The sequence below is a fragment of the Arthrobacter zhaoguopingii genome (assembly GCF_009828605.1).
GTDB lineage: Bacteria > Actinomycetota > Actinomycetes > Actinomycetales > Micrococcaceae > Arthrobacter_D > Arthrobacter_D zhaoguopingii.
In genome coordinates, this window is the sequence record NZ_WIAE01000004.1 from 146,914 (window position 1) to 165,365 (window position 18,452).

The window sequence follows — 18,452 nt, forward strand, 5'->3', positions numbered from 1 at the left end:
ACGGTGAACCGCGAAGAACTTGCCAGCTACCTCGATTCAGTCCGCATCACCGGGGAGGTGGCCACCCCGCGGGAGAACAACCTTGAACACATGCGCCGATTCCTCGACGGGAATGAGCACCTCGAGTTCGGCGTGCGCACCACGCACCCCTGGACCTTCGACGAGGTCTTCACCCTGATGCACGAGAAGGTCGGCACCAGCGCCGACCCGTCCCATACCACCGGCCAGGACACCATCGACGCCGCCAAGTGCGTGGCCGCACTCGACCGGTTAGCGGACCGGCTGGGCCGCTCCGTCCGGGCCGGGGAACGCATCCTCTTCGCCACTGGCCATCCCGGGGGTCTCCTTCCGGTCCACGCGGCTCTCGCATCCGCGGCCGCACAGGCCGGCGCCGAGGTGATGGAGATACCGCACGGGATCCGGTTCCGGGAGGGGGACGTCCGCCAGGTCCAGGGGGTCCTGGCCTGGCACCAGCACGGGAACCTGATGCACACCCACTACCCGCAGCCGATGCGCCTCGTGCTCGAGTCCCTCGCCGCCGCCGGCAGGCCGGGGCCTGAGCTCGTGGTCGCCGACCACGGCTGGGCCGGAGAAGCCGCGGCCGCCGGCGTGCCGGCACTCGGATTCGCCGACTGCAATGACCCCGGCCTCTTCGTGTCCGAAGCCGAAGGCCAGCTCGAGGTGGCCGTTCCACTCGACGACAATGTGCCGCCCGTCCTGTACGTGCCGCTGACGGAATATGTTCTGGAGCGGTCAGGGCTTGCCGGAGCGCCGGCACTGCGCTGATAGGTTGGCCCCATGAGCGACCTGGAGATTGCGCGCCGCGCGGCGATCCGACCCATCGAGGACATTGCCGATGCGGCGGGGGTCCCGCGGGACGCCCTGGAGCCCTACGGCCGGTATAAGGCGAAGATCGATCCCACCCGCCTCGCGGATCGGCCCGGGCGCCCCGGTCGGGTCGTGCTGGTGAGCGCCATGAGCCCAACCCCCGCCGGCGAGGGGAAGTCGACCTGCACCGTGGGGCTCGCCGACTCCCTCGCCCGGGCCGGTCAGCACGTGATGATCGCCCTGCGGGAGCCTTCCCTCGGCCCGGTGCTTGGGATGAAGGGAGGCGCCGCCGGCGGCGGATACTCCCAGGTGCTGCCCATGGACGAGATCAACCTCCACTTCACCGGGGACTTCCACGCCATCACGTCGGCGAACAACGCGCTCGCGGCGCTCGTGGACAACTCAATCCATCAGGGCAACCCGCTGAACATCGACCCGCGGCGGGTCACCTTCCGGAGGGTCCTCGATATGAACGACCGGTCCCTGCGCAGCGTGGTGGTGGGCCTCGGCGGTCCGGCGGAAGGCACACCCCGCCAGGACGGCTTCGACATCACGGCCGCCTCCGAGATCATGGCGGTGTTCTGCCTGGCCACCGACCTCGCCGACCTGCGGGAGCGGCTCTCACGCATCACCTTCGGCTACTCCTACGACCGCAAGCCGCTCACCGTCGCCCAGCTGGGGGTCGAGGGGGCGCTGACCCTGCTGCTGAAGGACGCCTTCAAGCCGAACCTCGTCCAGACGATCGCCGGGACCCCCGCCCTGGTGCACGGCGGGCCGTTCGCCAATATCGCCCACGGCTGCAACTCCGTGGTCGCCACCCAGACCGCCCGGCGCCTGGCCGACATCGTCGTCACCGAGGCCGGTTTCGGGGCCGACCTGGGCGCCGAAAAGTTCCTCGACATCAAGGCCCGCGCGGCCGACGTCGCACCCGACGCCGTCGTGATCGTGGCCACCATCCGCGCATTGAAGATGCACGGCGGCGTGGACAAGGCGGACCTGGCTGGGCCGGATGCCGCGGCGCTCGAGGCCGGCACCGCCAACCTGCTGCGGCATGTACGCAATGTCGAAAAGTTCGGCTATTCCCCGGTCGTGGCGATCAACCGCTTCGCCACCGACAGCGACGCCGAGCTCGACTGGCTGCTGGGCTGGTGCGCCTCGCAGGGGATCGCCGCCGCCGTCGCCGATGTGTGGGGCCAGGGCGGCGGCGGACCCGGGGGAGACGATCTGGCCGCGGCCGTCCTGGCCGCCCTCGACCGCCCGACGGACTTCCGCCACCTGTACCCGCTGGATCAGCCGGTGGAGGAGAAGATCCGGACCATCGTGCAGGAGGTTTACGGGGCCGACAATGTCGACTTCTCGGTGCCCGCGCTGCGCCGGCTCGCCGAGATCGAGGCGAACGGCTGGGGCGGACTGCCGGTATGCATGGCCAAGACCCAGTACTCGTTCTCCGACGACGCAACCAGGCTCGGCGCACCCAGCGGGTTCACGGTGCACGTCCGGGACCTCATCCCAAGGACCGGCGCCGGCTTCATCATCGCCCTCACCGGAGCGATCATGACCATGCCGGGGCTGCCGAAGGTTCCCGGAGCCCTCGGAATGGACGTCGACGCCGACGGCAACGCGGTCGGGCTCTTCTAAGCCCCTGCCCGCCGACCGGACCCGATCGGCGGGCCTACCCGGACCCGCCCGGCGGTCGGCCGCGCTCAGGGGGCGGAAGCGGACCCGCCGGGCATCCTCCGGCCGAACCTTAAACGGTCCGGCCGCCTGCCTGAACCAGGAAGACGGCCGGGACCTGCCTTGGGGCGGAGCCTAACGCTCGATGTCGCCGCGGATGAAGGCCTCGACCTTCTCGTGGGCGATGTCATCCGCGTACTGCTCCGGCGGGGACTTCATGAAATAGCTCGACGCCGACAGGATCGGTCCGCCGATTCCCCGGTCGAGGGCGATCTTCGCCGCCCGGATGGCGTCGATGATGACACCGGCGGAGTTGGGGGAATCCCACACCTCGAGCTTGTACTCGAGTGACACCGGGGCGTCACCGAAGTTGCGGCCCTCGAGGCGGACGAACGCCCACTTCCGGTCGTCGAGCCAGGCCACATAGTCCGAGGGGCCGATGTGCACGTCGTCGGCGTGGAGTTCGGCCTTCACGTTCGAGGTGACGGCCTGGGTCTTGGAGATCTTCTTGGACTCCAGGCGGTCGCGCTCGAGCATGTTCTTGAAGTCCATGTTGCCGCCGACGTTCAGCTGGTACGTGCGGTCCAGGGTGACGCCGCGGTCTTCGAAGAGCTTCGCCATGACGCGGTGCGTGATCGTCGCACCGATCTGGCTCTTGATGTCGTCGCCGACGATCGGCACGCCAGCGGCGGTGAACTTGTCCGCCCATTCCTTGGTCCCCGCGATGAAGACGGGCAGGGCGTTGACGAAGGCCACGCCTGCGTCGATGGCGCACTGCGCGTAGTACTTCGCGGCGTGCTCCGAGCCCACCGGGAGGTAGCAGACGAGGACGTCGGCCTTGGTGGCCTTGAGTTGGCCAACAATGTCGACCGGTTCCTCATCGGATTCCACGATGGTTTCGCGGTAGTACTTGCCCAGGCCGTCGAGGGTGTGGCCGCGCTGCACGATCACGCCGGTCGGGGGGACGTCGGCGATCTTGATGGTGTTGTTCTCGCTGGCACCGATCGCTTCGGCGAGATCGTGGCCGACCTTCTTTCCGTCGACGTCGAAGGCCGCGACGAACTGCACGTCGCTGACGTGGTAGTCGCCGAACTTGACGTGCATCAGCCCGGGGACCTTGGCCGACGGATCAGCGTCCCGGTAGTAGTGAACGCCCTGTACAAGGGACGCGGCACAGTTACCGACGCCGATGATTGCCACCCGGATGGGGTTAGTTCCCACAGTTCTCCTCAAAAAGCCCGCTGAAGTGTAATTGGCCCGTTCAGCCCCGTAATGGAGGGTCGGGCAGAGAATGTCCAGTCTACGTCCATTTGGACGTATGCCGGTTGGACTCTATCAACCTTGCAGCCTCCCCGTTCACCGGGCACGGCTCCGGCGGGCGGCGGCTGGGTCGATGGCCACCGCCGCAGCCTGCCCAGGAGGCTCCAGGGCGGGCCCCGTCTATGCCGCTGACGCCTCGGGTAGGCTGGGGCGAGCACGGATTCCCAGCGAAAGAACCCACGTGAGCGCAGCTTCATTCCGATACGAAAAACTTGGCCCGGAGGACTTCGACCGGCTCGCCGGCGGGCACCCCGACGTGGTCGTTCCGCTTGAGCAGACCCCGGACTGGGCCGGGTTCGAAACCGCCCTGGGCCGCCGCCCCTACGGGATCTGGGCCTACTACGACGGCGAAACACCCGTTGCCGTTGCCAGCTACCTCCTCATCCAGCGGCGCCTGAGGACCTCCCTCGTGGTGGTCAACGGGCCCGTATGGTTCGCGGAACGGACGCCGGCCGCCGAACGCACCCTGATGACCACTGTTCTTTCGCAGTTCGCGGCGGATCGGGGGGTCGATCCGCTGTATATACGGATGCAGGTATCCACGCCGCAGCCGCCGGCGGAGGGCCCCCTGGAGCACGGCTGGTTCGAGCGGGAGATTGTTGTCGATCTCACGCCGGAGGAGAAGGACCTGTTCCGGAGCTTCAAGCCCAACGCCCGCAACAGCATCCGCCGTGCCCAGAAATCCGGGGTAGAGGTTCGAAGTATTCCTCGCGAGCTATGGAGTGAGACTTTCCGGCAGGACCTTTTCCCGATCATGAGGGAGACCGCCGAACGCGACGGGTTCGAAAGTTTCGCGTCCGGCTACTACGAGACACTCCTGACCGAGCTGGGGGACTACCTCCGTCTGCTTGTCGCCTACCTCGACGGAAAGCCGGTGAGCTGGCTCATCACCAGCGAGTACCGGGGTGCCGCCGTTTACTACTTCGCCGGCAGCACGCAGCAGGCGCGCAAGATCTTCGCCCCCTACCTCCTGCTCTGGGAAGCCTTCCGGGAACTCAAGGCCGCGGGCAACCGCACCTGCGCCCTGACGGGCATCGTCAGCGAGAACTACCCGCAGCTCGCCAATGTCACCACCTTCAAGCGGAACTTCTCCAAGAATGTCGTCGTGGTGCCCACAACGTATGACCTCCCCCTGAGGCCGCTGCAGTACCGGACGCTCGCCGCGGCCCTCAACGCCCGGCGGAGCCTGCCGGGACAGGTGCGGGCCGCGCGGAGGGCGCTGGTTGCTGCGCGCGGCACCCTCGCCACCAGGTCCAGGCCGGCCACCGTCGCGCCCGCGCAGCCCGGCACTGACGCCCGGCCCGGCACTGACGCCCCTCCCGCCTGAGGAAAGCGAGAACCGATGGTTGACGTCGAGGTTGTCGGTTCGGGCCCCAACGGGCTCGCAGCGGGCGTCGTGCTGGCCCGGGCCGGGCTGAGCGTACGCGTGCACGAATCAGCGGCGACCATCGGAGGCGGATCGCGCACCCTCCCGCTGATGGAGGAGGGGAGCGTGCATGACGTCTGCTCGGCGGTCCACCCCATGGCGCTTGCCTCGGAGTTCTTCACCTCCTTCGAACTGAACCGCCGCGTCGGGTTCGCCATCCCGGAGGTGTCCTACGCCCACCCGCTCGATAACGGAAGGGCGGGAATCGCTTACCGCAGCCTGGATCGGACCGTGGCCGAGCTGGGCGCTGACGGCCGGGCGTACCGGCGGCTGATGCAGCCCCTTATCGATTCCCGGGACGGCATCCTCGCGCTGACCCTGAACCACCTGCTGCGCGTTCCGAAGAACCCGCTGGCAGCGGCACGGCTCGCGGCGGCCGTACTCGACCAGGGCTCGCCGGCCTGGAACCGGAGGTTCCGGGGAGAGGAGGCCCCGGCGATGCTGACCGGGGTCATGGCGCACCCCGTCGGACCGCTTCCCTCGCTTACGGCCGCCGGAGCCGGAATGGTCCTCGGGCTGCTTGCGCACGCTGGCGGGTGGGCCATCCCCGTCGGCGGTTCACAGGCGATTGCCGACGCCATGGCCCGGGACATCGAGGACCACGGCGGCGAGATCCTCACCGGCTCCAGGGTGCGGTCCCTCGCGGAGCTCAGCGGTGCCCGGGCTGTCCTGCTGGACGTTGCCCCGCCCGCACTGGTGGAGATGGCGCGGGGACGGCTTCCGGGAGGGTACGCGCGGGCGCTGAGCAGGTTCCGCTTCGGCAACGCCGCCTGCAAGGTCGACTTCCTGCTCTCCGGCCCCGTGCCTTGGACCAACTCCGAGGTGGCCCGGGCCGGCACGGTTCACCTCGGTGGAACCCGCGCTGAGGTGGCGGCGGCCGAGGCGGACGTCAACGCAGGACGCCACCCGGAGCGCCCCTACGTCCTTGTCTCCCAGCCGTCCCTGTTCGACCCGACCCGGGCGCCGGGCGGCCGGCATACCCTCTGGACCTACTGCCACGTGCCCCGCGGCTCCACGACCGACATGACCGAAGCCATCACCGCCCAGATCGAACGCTTTGCCCCCGGGTTCCGCGACCTGATTGTGGACTCGCACTCCTCCACGGCCGCCCAGCTCGGGGAGTACAACGAAAACTATGTCGGCGGCGACTTCGGCTCGGGCGCCGTCGACCTGCGCCAGATGATCGCCCGCCCGGTGCTGGCGGCCCACCCGTGGGCAACCCCGCTGAAGGGGGTCTACCTCTGCTCCCAGTCGGCCCCGCCCGGGCCCGGCGTCCACGGCATGGCAGGATTCCATGCCGCGAAGCTTGCCTTACGGCGCGAGTTTGGGCTGGGGATGCCCGAACTCGGGATCGGCTGAAGGCTCAGCCGCCCACCAGCGGCGCGACTGCCTTGACGAGTTGCTGGCCGCCGAGGACCAGGAACAGCAGCGCCGTAATGCCCAGGGCGATGTTCGTCGAGGGCTTGTTGGCCCAGCGGGCGGGAATGCGTTTCCCGTTCAGCAGTCCGAGCAGGGTCACCGCAAGGAACGGCATGAACAGCGAACCCAGGACTCCGTAGGCGAGGATCAGGCCGATGGGCTGGCCCAGGGCGAACAGTATCATCGGCGGGAAGGTCAGCCACAGCACGTAGAACCGGAAGTACTTGCCGCCCACCCGGGTGTCGGGATGGCCTGATTCCTTACCGCGCATATTTCCCCAGAAGTCGGCGAACATCAGGGAGACGCCGTTCCACACGCCGAGGATCGAGGAGAACGAGGCGGCCCAGAAACCGACGAGGAATCCGGTGCCGACGACGTCACCGTATTCGTCCTTCAGCACGCCGTAGAGGTCCAGCAGGCCCTCGTCACCTGCGCTGATCGAGACGCCCGCCGAGCGCACCACCTCCGCGCCGACGATGAGCATGGCGACAACGAAGATGCCGGTCATCACGTAGGCCATTGAGTTGTCGATGCGCATCACCCGCATCCATTTCGGGGTGTACCAGCCCTTTTCCCGCAGCCAGTAGCCGTAGGCGGCCAGGGTGATGGTTCCACCGACGCCGCCGGCGAGGGCGAGGGTGTAGAGAACCCCGCCGTCCGGAATTCTGGGGAGCAGGCCGGTGAACATCGCCGGGATGTTGGGCAGGGCGATGACGGCAAGTCCCACAACGGTGACGAACATCAGTCCCACCAGGACGGCGGTGATCTTCTCGAAGGTTGCATACTTGCCGAACCAGACCATGACGAACCCGAGCAGGCCCATGGTGATCGCCCAGGCCCAGAGCGGCAGGACAGGGAAGACGGCGGCCAGGGGCAGCGCCGCCGAGGACATGGCCGTGGCTCCGTACACGAAGCCCCAGATCATGATGTAGGGGCCGAAGTACCAGGTGGTCCACCGCCCCAGCGACCGCCAGCCCTCGAAGATCGTCCGTCCGGTGGCGAGGGTGAACCGTCCGACTCCCTCCACAAGGATGATCTTCAGGACCACACCGAGCACGACGGCCCACAGCAGGCCGTAGCCGAAGCGGGAACCGGCGACGAGGGTAGCCACCATGTCCGCCGCGCCGACCCCCGTGGCGGCAACCACGAGTCCTGGTCCGACGAGCTTCCATTTCGCGGGAGCGCCGCCGTCGTCGTCGATCCGGTCCTCGTGCTCTGTGGGCGTTGGGGGAGTGCCGCCGGTAGTCGCCATCGACCAGGAGTCCTAACTGTTGGTACCTTGTGCGGGTAAGACCGCCCGGGGGCGGGTCCGCCGGTCGTGTGCATTCTGTCACAGGCCCGGCGCTGGATCCGGGACCCACCGGCACGCCAGCCGCGGTCCGGGACACCGCCTGAGGAGGCTCCGATGGACAACACACCGACCGCAGGCGACCCTTACCGCCTGGAACGGTTCGTCTCAGCCCAGGACGCGGGCGGCACGTACGGGCGAGCCCTTGGCGAGATCCTCGCCGGACGCAAGCAGAGCCACTGGATGTGGTTCGTCTTTCCCCAGATCCAGGGCCTTGGGAGCAGCGCGACGGCCCGCGAGTTTGCCATCTCCTCCCTGGCCGAGGCGCAGGCCTATCTCGCCCACCCCGTCCTCGGGCCTCGGCTGCTCGAATGCGCCGCGGCGGCCGCCGCTCTGCCCGGGCACAGCGCGGAAGCGGTCTTCGGCGGCATCGATGCGCGGAAACTGCATTCGAGCGCGACTCTCTTCCACCGGGCGGCCCCCGGCGAGCCCGCGTTCTCCGACCTTCTTGCGAAGTACTTCGACTCACTGCCCGACACCGCCACCGACGAACGCCTCTGAACGGGGCGCTGCCGGCCCGCGCGTCTTTGCCCGGCCGGGGGTTGCCAAGGTAGGATCGATGTGGTTTCAACCACAATTTCATATGCCTTTGACCTGCAGCGGGAGAGTCCTGCCGCGAATATCCACTCGGCAGGCGCCGTAGGAGCAAATCCTCCCCAGGAATCTCTCAGGCCCAGTACCGCTGCGGTTAGGCAACTCTGGAAAGCAGCGCACCGGCCCCGAGGGCAGGCAGCGCTCACCGAAGGTGCAAGCAGGCACGGAGCCCTGCGGAAACTCTCAGGTCCAAGACACAGAGCGGGGAGGAACTCGAAAAGGGACGCGCTTTCAGCGCTTGAACGTACGGAGTTTCCATGACCGCCCATGCCGACCTGGCTTCCACCTTCGCCGACCGCCACATCGGTCCGCGCACCTCCGACGCAGCGCAGATGCTGTCGGTCCTCGGATACCCCAGCATCGACAAGCTCGTCGATATCGCCGTACCGGCAAGCATCCGGTCCGCCAAGGCCCTCGATCTTCCTGCGGCGCTCAGCGAACCCGAGGTGCTGGCGCAGCTGCGCCGGATCGCCGGCCGCAACCGGACCGCCGTGCAGATGATCGGCCAGGGCTACTTCGATACGGTCACCCCTCCGGTGATCCGCCGCAACGTCCTCGAATCGCCGGCCTGGTACACCGCCTACACGCCCTACCAGCCGGAAATCTCCCAGGGCCGCCTTGAAGCGCTCCTCAACTTCCAGACCATGGTCCAGGACCTCACCGCCCTCGACATCGCCAACGCGTCGCTGCTCGATGAGGCCTCGGCCGTCGCCGAGGCCGTGCTGCTGATGCGCCGCTCGGGCAAGAACAAGTCAGGCCGCACCGTCCTCGACGCCGACTGCCTCCCGCAGACCGTAGCTGTGGTCCGCGGCCGCGCCGAGGCGCTCGGCTTTGAGGTCGAGGTCGCCGACCTCTCCCAGGGCCTGCCCGAGGGCGACATCAACGGCGTCGTCCTCCAGCAGCCCGGCGCCTCCGGTGCCCTGCGCGACTCCACGGCCGTCATCGCCGCCGCCAAGGAACGCGGGGTCCTCGTCACCGTCGCCGCCGACCTGCTGGCCCTGACCCTGATCACCGCCCCGGGCGAGCAGGGCGCCGACATAGCTGTCGGCTCCGCCCAGCGCCTTGGCGTTCCGCTGTTCTTCGGCGGACCCCACGCCGCGTACATGGCGGTGCGCAAGGGCCTCGAGCGCATGCTGCCCGGCCGCCTGGTCGGGGTGTCCAAGGACGCCGACGGCGCCCCCGCCTACCGCCTGGCCCTCCAGACCCGCGAGCAGCACATCCGCCGTGAAAAGGCGACGTCGAACATCTGCACCGCCCAGGCGCTGCTGGCCATCACCGCCAGCATGTACGGGGTCTACCACGGCCCCGAGGGCCTCAAGGCGATCGCCGAGCAGGCCCACCGCCGCGCCGTCGACCTCGCCGGGCGGCTGAGCGCCACCGGAGCGCAGATCGTCCACGACACCTTCTTCGACACCCTGCTGGTCCGCGTGCCCGGCCGGGCCGCCGAACTCGCGGACCGTGCCGAGGAACTCGGCTACAACCTGCGCCGCGTCGACGCTGACCACCTCGGCATCTCCTGCGACGAGACCACCACCGCGGACCACCTCGCCGCCGTCGCCGGCGTGTTCGGCGCCGGCAGCGACGCCGGTGCCGGGGCAGCGGACACCGGAACCCGGATCCCGGCCGGGCTGCGCCGCACCTCCGCCTACATGACCCACCCGGTGTTCTCGCTGCACCGCTCGGAAACGGCGATGCTGCGCTACCTGCGCCGACTCTCCGACCGCGACCTGGCCCTTGACCGCACCATGATCCCGCTGGGCTCGTGCACCATGAAGCTCAATGCCACGGTGGAGATGGAAGCGATCTCCTGGCCCGAGTTCGCCTCGATCCACCCGTTCGCGCCCACCGCGCAGACCGAGGGCTGGCGCGAGCTCATCACCGACCTCGAGGAGCGCCTGGCCGAGATCACCGGCTACGCCAAGGTGTCCCTGCAGCCCAACGCCGGCTCACAGGGTGAGCTCGCGGGCCTGCTCGCCATCCGCGGCTACCACCGCTCGCGCGGCGACGAGAACCGCACGGTGTGCCTGATCCCCTCCTCGGCGCACGGCACCAACGCCGCCTCCGCCGTCCTCGCCGGTATGAAGGTGGTCGTCGTGGCCACGGCCGCCAACGGCAATATCGACCACGACGACCTCAAGGCGAAGATCGAGCAGCACGCCGAGAACCTCTCCGCGATCATGATCACCTACCCCTCGACCCACGGTGTGTTCGAGGAGGATGTCCGCTGGGTCTGCGAGCAGGTGCACGCGGCCGGCGGGCAGGTCTACATCGACGGCGCGAACCTCAACGCCCTCGTCGGGCTGGCCAAGCCGGGTGAGTTCGGCGGCGACGTCTCGCACCTGAACCTGCACAAGACCTTCTGCATCCCGCACGGCGGCGGCGGCCCCGGCGTCGGACCGGTCGCCGTGGCCGAGCACCTCATCGACTTCCTGCCCGGTGACGCGAACCGGGACATCGCCACCGACGAGGCCGGCGGCGGCGCTCCCGTCTCGGCGTCGATGTACGGTTCGGCCGGGGTCCTTCCCATCTCCTGGGCCTACGTGGCCCTGATGGGCGCGGAGGGCCTGACCAGCGCCACCGCGCACGCCCTGCTCGCCGCGAACTACGTTGCCGCACGCCTCAACGAGCACTTCCCCGTGCTGTACACCGGGGCCCAGGGGCTGGTGGCGCACGAGTGCATCCTCGACCTGCGCCCGCTCACCGCGAAGACCGGGGTCACCGCCGAGGACGTCGCCAAGCGGCTCATCGACTACGGTTTCCACGCCCCTACGCTGTCCTTCCCGGTGGCCGGAACCCTCATGGTGGAGCCCACCGAGTCGGAGAACCTCGCCGAGCTCGACCGGTTCGTCGACGCCATGATCGCCATCAAGGGCGAGATCGACCGGGTCGCCGACGGCGAGTGGACCGTCGAGGAAAGCCCGCTGCGCCAGGCCCCGCACACGGCGACCACGCTCATCGGGGACGACTGGAACCAGTCCTACCCGCGCGAGCTCGCCGCGTACCCGCTGCGCTCCCTGCGGCACGACAAGTATTTCCCGCCGGTCCGGCGCATCGACGGCGCCCACGGCGACCGCAACCTGGTGTGCTCCTGCCCTCCCATCGAAGCCTTCGAGGACTGATTCCATGCCCAAGCAGACCCCGCTCTACACCCGGCACGAAGCCCTCGGCGCCTCCTTCACCGACTTCGGCGGCTGGCAGATGCCGCTGAAGTACGGCAGCGAACTCGAAGAACACCACACGGTGCGCCGCGCCGCCGGCCTGTTCGACCTCTCCCACATGGGGGAGGTCCTGGTCACCGGACCCCAGGCGGCCGAGTTCCTCAACTACGCGCTCGTGGGCAACCTGGCGGTGATGCCGGTGGGGAAGGCGAAGTACTCCCTCATCTGCAACACCGACGGCGGCGTGATCGACGACCTCATCACCTACCGCCTGGCCGAGGACCGCTTCCTCGTGGTGCCCAACGCCTCCAACGCCGACACCGTCGCTTCGGAGCTGCACGACCGCGCCGCCGACTTCGACGCCGTGGTGGAGGACCAGTCCGAGACCACCGCCCTGGTGGCCGTCCAGGGGCCCAACGCCGAGGCGATCCTGCTGGCTCTGGCGGCCCCCGACGACGCCGAGGCCATCACCTCGCTGCGCTACTACGCCGCCGTCGAGGTCGAACTGGCCGGGGTGCCGGTCCTGCTGGCCCGCACCGGGTACACCGGCGAGGACGGATTCGAGCTGTTCGTCGGCAACTCCTTCGCCGTGCGCGTCTGGGACGCGGCCCTCGAAGCCGGTGCCGGCTCCGGCCTGATCCCGTGCGGCCTTGCCGCCCGGGATTCCCTCCGCCTCGAGGCCGGCATGCCGCTCTACGGAAACGAGCTCGGCCTCTCAACCAACCCCTTCGAGGCCGGCCTCGGCCCGGTGGTGAGCCTCAAGAAGACCGAGGACTTCGTGGGCCGCTCCGTCCTGGAGCCGCTGAAGGCCACCGGGCCGGCACGCCGCTTGGTGGGGCTGCGCGGCACCGGCCGGCGTTCCGCGCGCGCCGGCTACGACGTCGTCGTGGACGGCACGGCCGTGGGCACGGTGACCTCCGGGCTGCCCAGCCCCACCCTCGGCTATCCGGTGGCGCTGGCCTACGTCGACTCGGCCCTTGCGGAGCCGGGCACCGAAGTCCAGGTCGACCTCCGGGGCCGCCCCGAGCCCTTCACCGTCGTGGAGACACCGTTCTACAAGCGCGCCAAGTGATGCCGTTCGACGGCTCCATGGCATCAGGGGGACCTCAGTGACCATCAGCGCATTCGACCTGTTCAAGATCGGCATCGGCCCGTCGAGTTCACACACCGGCGGGCCGATGACGGCTGCCTACCTTTATACGGAACTGCTGCGGGAAGAAGGGCTGCTCGGGCGGGTCGACCGCCTCCAGGTCGAGCTCTTCGGATCCCTCGGCGTCACCGGGCACGGCCACGGCACAGTGAAGGCGATCCTGCTCGGACTTGAGGGAAGCCAGCCCCATCTCGTCGATCCCGCCACCGCGGACGAACGGGTGGGACGCATCGGCGAACTCAAGTTGCTGCGCCTGGCCGGCGAACGTGAAATCGGCTTCGACCCCGACCGGGATCTCATCCTGCACCGGCGGAAGCGGCTTGAATATCACACCAACGGAATGCGTTTCCAGGCCTGGGACGCCGCGGGAACCCTGCTTCGGGCGCGCGACTACTTCTCGGTCGGAGGCGGGTTTGTCCTCGATGAGAACCAGATCGGCGTCGAAACGCAGCCCGAACCCGAGGTCGTCGTGCCCTTCCCGTTCAATACGGCCGACCAGCTGCTGGAACTATGCCGCAAGCACGATATGTCGTTTTCCGAGATCGTGCTCGCCAATGAGAAGGCCTTCCGGAGCGAGGAGGAGGTCCGGGCGGGCCTGCTGCAGATCTGGGAGGTCATGCAGGACACCATCCGCCGGGGAACCAGCACCGGCGGCGTCCTGCCCGGAGGGCTGGCCGTGCGGCGGCGGGCCGCCCGTCAGCTGGAACTCCTGGAGAAGGCCAACGACCCCGAGGACCGGCTTGGGACCATGGAATGGGTGACCCTGTTCGCCCTGGCGGTCAATGAGGAAAACGCGGCCGGCGGCCGCGTGGTCACGGCGCCCACCAACGGCGCCGCCGGCATCATTCCGGCCGTCCTGAAGTACTACGTCGACTTCGTTCCCGGCGCCAGCGACGACGGTGTGGTGCGCTTCCTGCTGGCCGCCACCGCCGTCGGCTCCCTGTTCAAGAAAAACGCGTCCATCTCGGGCGCGGAGGTGGGATGCCAGGGCGAGGTCGGCTCCGCCTGCGCCATGGCGGCCGGTGCCCTGGCCGAGGTGCTCGGGGGCACCCCCGAGCAGGTGGAGAACGCCGCGGAGATCGGAATCGAGCACAACCTGGGTCTGACCTGCGATCCGGTCGGCGGGCTCGTGCAGATACCGTGCATCGAACGCAACGCGGTCGGTGCGATCAAGGCCATCACCGCCGCACGGATGGCGGTGCGCGGGGACGGGCAGCATCACGTCTCGCTGGATATCGCGATCAAGACGATGCGCGACACCGGCGCGGACATGATGGACAAGTACAAGGAGACGGCCCGGGGCGGGCTCGCCCTGAACGTCGTGGAGTGCTGAGCGGGCAGGTCCCGCCCGCCCGGCCGGCCTAGACCGCGGCCGGGACCGACTTGTTCCGCTGCGGGGCGAGTTCGACGACGATATCGCGCAGCAGTCCGCGCAGTTCCTCGGACTCAAGGCCCTCGCCGGTCATCAGGGACCGCTCGATGTCCTGGGCCCGGGCCAAAGCCAGCTGCCCCGCCTCGGTGATGGTGATGCGCTGGCTGCGGCGGTCGCGTGCGTCGCGGATGCGGGAAATGAAGCCCTGGCGCTCCAGCTTTTCCAGCGTCTTGCCGATCGTCTGGGCCTGGACGTGCACGGCCAGGGCGAGCCGCGCGCCGGTCATGGTGCCCTCACGCGAGAGAACACCCAGGGTGGTGTAACCCGCATGGGTGATGCCGATATCGAGGAGTCGTTCGTTCCACGCATGGTCCACCAGCCGGGCGGCGGTGGTGAGGAGACGGCTTGTTGACCACTCGTTAAGGTTTGGCATGACGGTACTTCTTCCAGACGCTAGTAGAACCCAATACCTCCACTATGAACCCCGATCTTCAAGTTTTCCCTGTGATCCGCCCAAAGCTTTAAGCAAGGGTGCTTAGGAAGTGGGATGCTCGGGCTCCGGACCCGAATGATCGCCGACCCCGGAGCGGTGGCCGGCTAGAAAGACCCGGATGGCGTCGGCGACCGCGCCCGGAGCGCCCTGCTGGGCGACATGCGGCTGGCCGGGAATCTCCGTGAAGGACCCATGGGGCGCAGCCTCGGCGAGTTCCCTGCACCAGGGCTCCCGGGCCACCGGATCCCGGGAGCCACGCAGCACCAGCACGGGGCATTCCACGGCCCGGATGGCGGCTTCGAGGCGGTACTCCATCATGGGACGCAGCGCCTTCAGATACCAGCGCAGGCCCGTGCGCACGTAGTCGGTGAGGACAATGATATTCGCCGAGGGGAGTTCGCGCAGTGAGTCATGCCCGAGGGCCGCCGCCTGCCGCCAGACTGACCGGCGCCGCCGGTCCACCACCGGCCCGATCAGCACAACCCCCCTTACCCGCGCTGGATCGCGCAGGGCCGCCGCCGTAACGATCTGGGCGCCCATCGAGTGCCCTACCAGGATGCAGGGCGCCGCCCCGGCCTCGGCCAGCAGGTCGAGCAGCACGGCGGCGTAGTCCTCCACCGAAAGGGTGGGCCCGGGGGCCGGGTTGGGACCGAACCCCGGAAGGTCGACCGCATAGGTGTCAGCGGTCGCGGTGAGCTCGGTGTGCAGGCGGTCAAGGTAGCGGTGCGACATGCCGATGCCGTGGATCAGAACAAACGGCGGCTCGGTGCTACCGGTGGGCCCGGGCGAGGAGTGGAGGCGGAGGGTGTGCCCGCGCAGGCGGACAGTTGAGACAGTGCGAGAGACCATCCGGTGAGTGTAGCCCGGCGTTCTACCCGCCGAAGTTCAAGAAATCCTCAAGTTTGGCCAGCGGCTTCTCGAATTTTCTGGCAAGGTATTGCTATGCCCGATATCCATGAACCACGCACCGCCCTCATCGTCGAGGACGACGAGGACATCCGGGAGCTGCTGGGCACAGCACTGCGGTTGAAGGGATTTTCGATCCTCGAGGCGGCGACCGGGCATGAGGGCCTCGCAAAGGTGCGCGACCACCAGCCTGACCTGATCACCCTGGATTTGAACCTTCCAGACCTCGACGGGGTCGAGGTCTGCAGGCAGTCCCGGGCGATGAGTGATGCCTACATTGTGATGGTGACCGCGCGCCAGGACGAGATCGACCGGCTGCTGGGCCTGGAGACCGGCGCCGACGACTTCATTGGAAAGCCGTTCAGTCCGCGGGAGTTCACGGCGCGCGTCTCGGCCATGTTCCGCAGGCCGCGCACCGGCCCGGGTGCGGTGGGCAACGACAGCTCCCTGCTGCGGCACAACGGACTGCTGATGGATGTCGAGGGGCGCACCGTGAGCCTCGACGGTGAGGAACTGGCCCTGACGAGGATCGAATTCGACCTCCTCGAGGCCCTGCTCGACGGCGCGTCGCGGGTGTGGTCACGGGAGGCACTCCTCGACCGGGTCTGGGGGGATGGCTGGGCGCTCGACCACCACCTCGTGGAGGTGCACATCCGGAACCTCCGCCGGAAGCTCAGCGATGACACCAGCAATCCGCGGTTCATCCGCACGGTCCGGGGCGTAGGCTACCGGCTCATTCCGCTGACACCGGTGCGCTGAGACCGCCCGCTGACGGCCTGCCCTACAGCAGGGTGAGCTTGTCGAGGGCATCACGCAGCCCCGGCGCGCTCCCCCGCTCGTCATCGATGCTTTTGCGCTCGCTCTGCACGACGTCGGGCCGGTCGGTGATGATTCCGTCGACCGGCACCCGCAGGAACGTCCGGATGGCATCGGGGTCGTTCACCGTCCACACCCACAGCTCCTTCCCGCGTCCGCGGGCGAGAGCGGCGAGTTCCTCGGTGAAGAAGGACTGCTCAACCACGAGGAAATCCCCCGGCTCCCCCTCAAGGGTGCCGACGTTGGCTGCCACGGTGTAGCCCACCCGCAGCCCGGGCCGCTTTTGCTCGAGTTCCTGGACCACCTCGCTGCTCAGGGAATGGTAGATGTGATGGTCCGTGGCGCCGATCGAATCGAGCTCCGCCAGGAGCCGGTCCACCACCTGGGGCGACTCATGCCCGTGCAGCTTGAGCTCGATGAGGAGCTTCACACCGAGCTCCTCGGCCCGCAGCACGTAATCGATGAGGGAAACCATTGAGTCGCTGTACCCGCCGACACTCACATCGATCGACTCGGCCTCGGCGAGGGTCAGCTCATACGTGTTCACATTGAGCCCCGAGACGATCCACAGGTTGACGTCGTGGCTGAGGATGAACCGACCGTCCCTGGTCTCCTGGGCGTCGATCTCAACTAAATCCGGACTCACCCGTGCCGCCGCCTCCAGGGCGCCGATGGTGTTTTCTACGCCGCCCCCGACGAAACCGCGGTGGGCGATGATCTTGGTGGACCCGGAGTTTGCCGGCACGCTTCCGGCCGCCGGGAGGATCGAGGCCGACTGGACCGCCGTGGCCCCCATCACTGTCAGGCCGAGGACCACGAGGGCGGCCTGCCGCCGCCTGGAGCGTCCCCTCCGGTGGAGCTGAGGGCCCTGCGGGGCAGGCGGCGGTGTCCGGTCCGGAACGCCAGTGCGCCGGTTGTTATAGGCGGCGGTCAGGGCGTGGAGAATCACGACGAGCGCGAAGCTCAGCACCACCGCGGATCCGACATTGGCGATGCCGTAGCCGCCGGCCGCCACGGCGGGGGCGATTGGCGGGGCGATGCGGTCCGCGAGTGCGGCGGCGAGCACCACCGCCTCGGTGAGCAGGGTCGAAAGCGCCCCGGCGCCCGCTGCCACGATTCCGATGGCGGCGGCAATCCGCCAGGACTGGCGGCGGGTCGCGGCCAGGCTGCCGGCCACGGCCCGGCCCGGTGATTTTCCTTCGATCACCAGCAGCGGGAAGGTGAAGATCAGACGGATATTCACGTACAGGAGCGCCGCCAGTCCCGCCCCGTACAGGGTGGCACTCACCGGCGCCTTGAGCATCTCGCCGCTGATGAAGAGCGGCACGGCGATGCCGCGGGTGACCGTGGAAAACAGCCCGAATCCGCCCAGGGGCATGACCAGCAGGACATAGACGATCAGCAGGGGCGACTGGTAGTGGAGCACCGCCCGGATGGCCAGGGCCACGTCCTCTGCCACCGGCCGCAGCTGCAGGGGCAGGGCGCACTGCTGGCGGTGGACCAGCACGATCAGGGTGACAAGCTGCAGGCTCACCACCGCGAGTGCGGCGACCACCAGCAGGATCATCAGCACGAGCGCCCCGGGGTGCGCCAGGACCATCCCGAGGTTCTGGTCGCTGATCCGGGGCAGGCCCGACGCCGCCAGAACGAGGCGGAAGAGTGCCGACAGGGCAGGAAGCGCCAGCAGGATGGTGGCACCGTTGAGGACCAGGGAGGCGAGCTGGAGGGGGAGGAACCCCCTGAGCGCCTCGGTCAGGGCCTTCCGCAGGGACGCCCGCAGAGGAAAGGACGCCGATGGCACACGGGTTTCGGGCGCGCCGGTTGACCGCCCGATCCGCTTGGCCATGTACATCTCGGATATCCCTTCGGGTCTGCGGAGCTCCGGGGCACGCGTCGGTGGGGCGCCAGCGGAGCATTTACCGAACCACTCTAGGCCCCGAGCGGAGCG

General features: G+C 68.6%; 14 protein-coding genes and 1 riboswitch. Of the genes, 9 read left to right on the plus strand and 5 right to left on the minus strand.

The annotated features are described in order from the left end of the window. Positions 1–3 precede the first annotated feature (3 nt). A complete protein-coding gene (locus tag GVV77_RS06890) occupies positions 4–786 on the plus strand; it encodes a phosphatase (RefSeq protein ID WP_159617402.1) in 783 nt (260 codons plus the stop codon). 12 nt (positions 787–798) lie between these two features. Then, on the plus strand, positions 799–2,466 hold the full coding sequence (locus GVV77_RS06895) for a formate--tetrahydrofolate ligase (RefSeq protein WP_159617403.1): 1,668 nt from the start codon (positions 799–801) through the stop codon (positions 2,464–2,466). Between the two features lie 171 nt (positions 2,467–2,637). On the opposite strand, the gene GVV77_RS06900 is transcribed toward GVV77_RS06895, so the two are convergent. Further along, positions 2,638–3,723 (minus strand): inositol-3-phosphate synthase, encoded by a 1,086-nt coding sequence (locus GVV77_RS06900; protein WP_159617404.1) that lies wholly within the window; start codon positions 3,721–3,723, stop codon positions 2,638–2,640. A 280-nt stretch (positions 3,724–4,003) separates the two neighbouring features. On the opposite strand from GVV77_RS06900, the gene GVV77_RS06905 reads away from it, so the two are divergent. Together GVV77_RS06905 and GVV77_RS06910 are read left to right on the plus strand one after the other, a co-directional pair. Beyond that, complete coding sequence (locus GVV77_RS06905; RefSeq protein WP_159617405.1) at positions 4,004–5,149, plus strand: lipid II:glycine glycyltransferase FemX; 1,146 nt, start codon at positions 4,004–4,006, stop codon at positions 5,147–5,149. Between the two features lie 15 nt (positions 5,150–5,164). Continuing rightward, positions 5,165–6,607 (plus strand): phytoene desaturase family protein, encoded by a 1,443-nt coding sequence (locus tag GVV77_RS06910; RefSeq protein WP_159617406.1) that lies wholly within the window; start codon positions 5,165–5,167, stop codon positions 6,605–6,607. Between the two features lie 4 nt (positions 6,608–6,611). Here the strand turns inward: GVV77_RS06910 and GVV77_RS06915 are convergent, their stop codons facing one another. Further along, entirely contained in the window at positions 6,612–7,919 is a 1,308-nt protein-coding gene (locus tag GVV77_RS06915; RefSeq protein ID WP_159617407.1) for an Nramp family divalent metal transporter, read from the minus strand. A gap of 153 nt (positions 7,920–8,072) precedes the next feature. On the opposite strand from GVV77_RS06915, the gene GVV77_RS06920 reads away from it, so the two are divergent. The 4 genes from GVV77_RS06920 to GVV77_RS06935 all read left to right on the plus strand — a co-directional run bounded on the left by GVV77_RS06920 (position 8,073) and on the right by GVV77_RS06935 (position 14,250). Further along, a complete protein-coding gene (locus GVV77_RS06920; protein WP_159617408.1) occupies positions 8,073–8,516 on the plus strand; it encodes a DUF1810 domain-containing protein in 444 nt (147 codons plus the stop codon). Positions 8,517–8,605: 89 nt separating this feature from the next. Beyond that, positions 8,606–8,707: riboswitch (glycine riboswitch) on the plus strand. Positions 8,708–8,866: 159 nt separating this feature from the next. Then, the gene (gene gcvP, locus GVV77_RS06925) at positions 8,867–11,728 is read left to right on the plus strand and encodes an aminomethyl-transferring glycine dehydrogenase (protein WP_159617409.1); all 2,862 of its coding nucleotides are present in this window, start codon (positions 8,867–8,869) and stop codon (positions 11,726–11,728) included. A 4-nt stretch (positions 11,729–11,732) separates the two neighbouring features. Continuing rightward, the gene (gene gcvT, locus GVV77_RS06930) at positions 11,733–12,839 is read left to right on the plus strand and encodes a glycine cleavage system aminomethyltransferase GcvT (protein WP_159617410.1); all 1,107 of its coding nucleotides are present in this window, start codon (positions 11,733–11,735) and stop codon (positions 12,837–12,839) included. Positions 12,840–12,876: 37 nt separating this feature from the next. Then, positions 12,877–14,250: an L-serine ammonia-lyase gene (locus GVV77_RS06935; protein ID WP_159617411.1), complete on the plus strand. Its 1,374-nt coding sequence runs from the start codon at positions 12,877–12,879 to the stop codon at positions 14,248–14,250. A 28-nt stretch (positions 14,251–14,278) separates the two neighbouring features. Here GVV77_RS06935 and GVV77_RS06940 read toward each other — a convergent pair whose 3' ends face one another. Further along, positions 14,279–14,722 (minus strand): MarR family winged helix-turn-helix transcriptional regulator, encoded by a 444-nt coding sequence (locus GVV77_RS06940; RefSeq protein ID WP_159617412.1) that lies wholly within the window; start codon positions 14,720–14,722, stop codon positions 14,279–14,281. 102 nt (positions 14,723–14,824) lie between these two features. Beyond that, positions 14,825–15,631, minus strand: a complete 807-nt coding sequence (locus GVV77_RS06945) for an alpha/beta fold hydrolase (protein WP_159617413.1) — start codon at positions 15,629–15,631, stop codon at positions 14,825–14,827. A gap of 93 nt (positions 15,632–15,724) precedes the next feature. Between GVV77_RS06945 and GVV77_RS06950 the strand changes: the two genes are divergently transcribed. Then, complete coding sequence (locus GVV77_RS06950) at positions 15,725–16,447, plus strand: response regulator transcription factor (RefSeq protein ID WP_159617414.1); 723 nt, start codon at positions 15,725–15,727, stop codon at positions 16,445–16,447. Between the two features lie 22 nt (positions 16,448–16,469). Here the strand turns inward: GVV77_RS06950 and GVV77_RS06955 are convergent, their stop codons facing one another. Next, positions 16,470–18,356 carry a glycerophosphodiester phosphodiesterase gene (locus tag GVV77_RS06955; RefSeq protein ID WP_159617415.1) on the minus strand — a complete coding sequence of 629 codons (1,887 nt, stop codon included), beginning with the start codon at positions 18,354–18,356 and terminating at the stop codon, positions 16,470–16,472. Positions 18,357–18,452 lie beyond the last annotated feature (96 nt).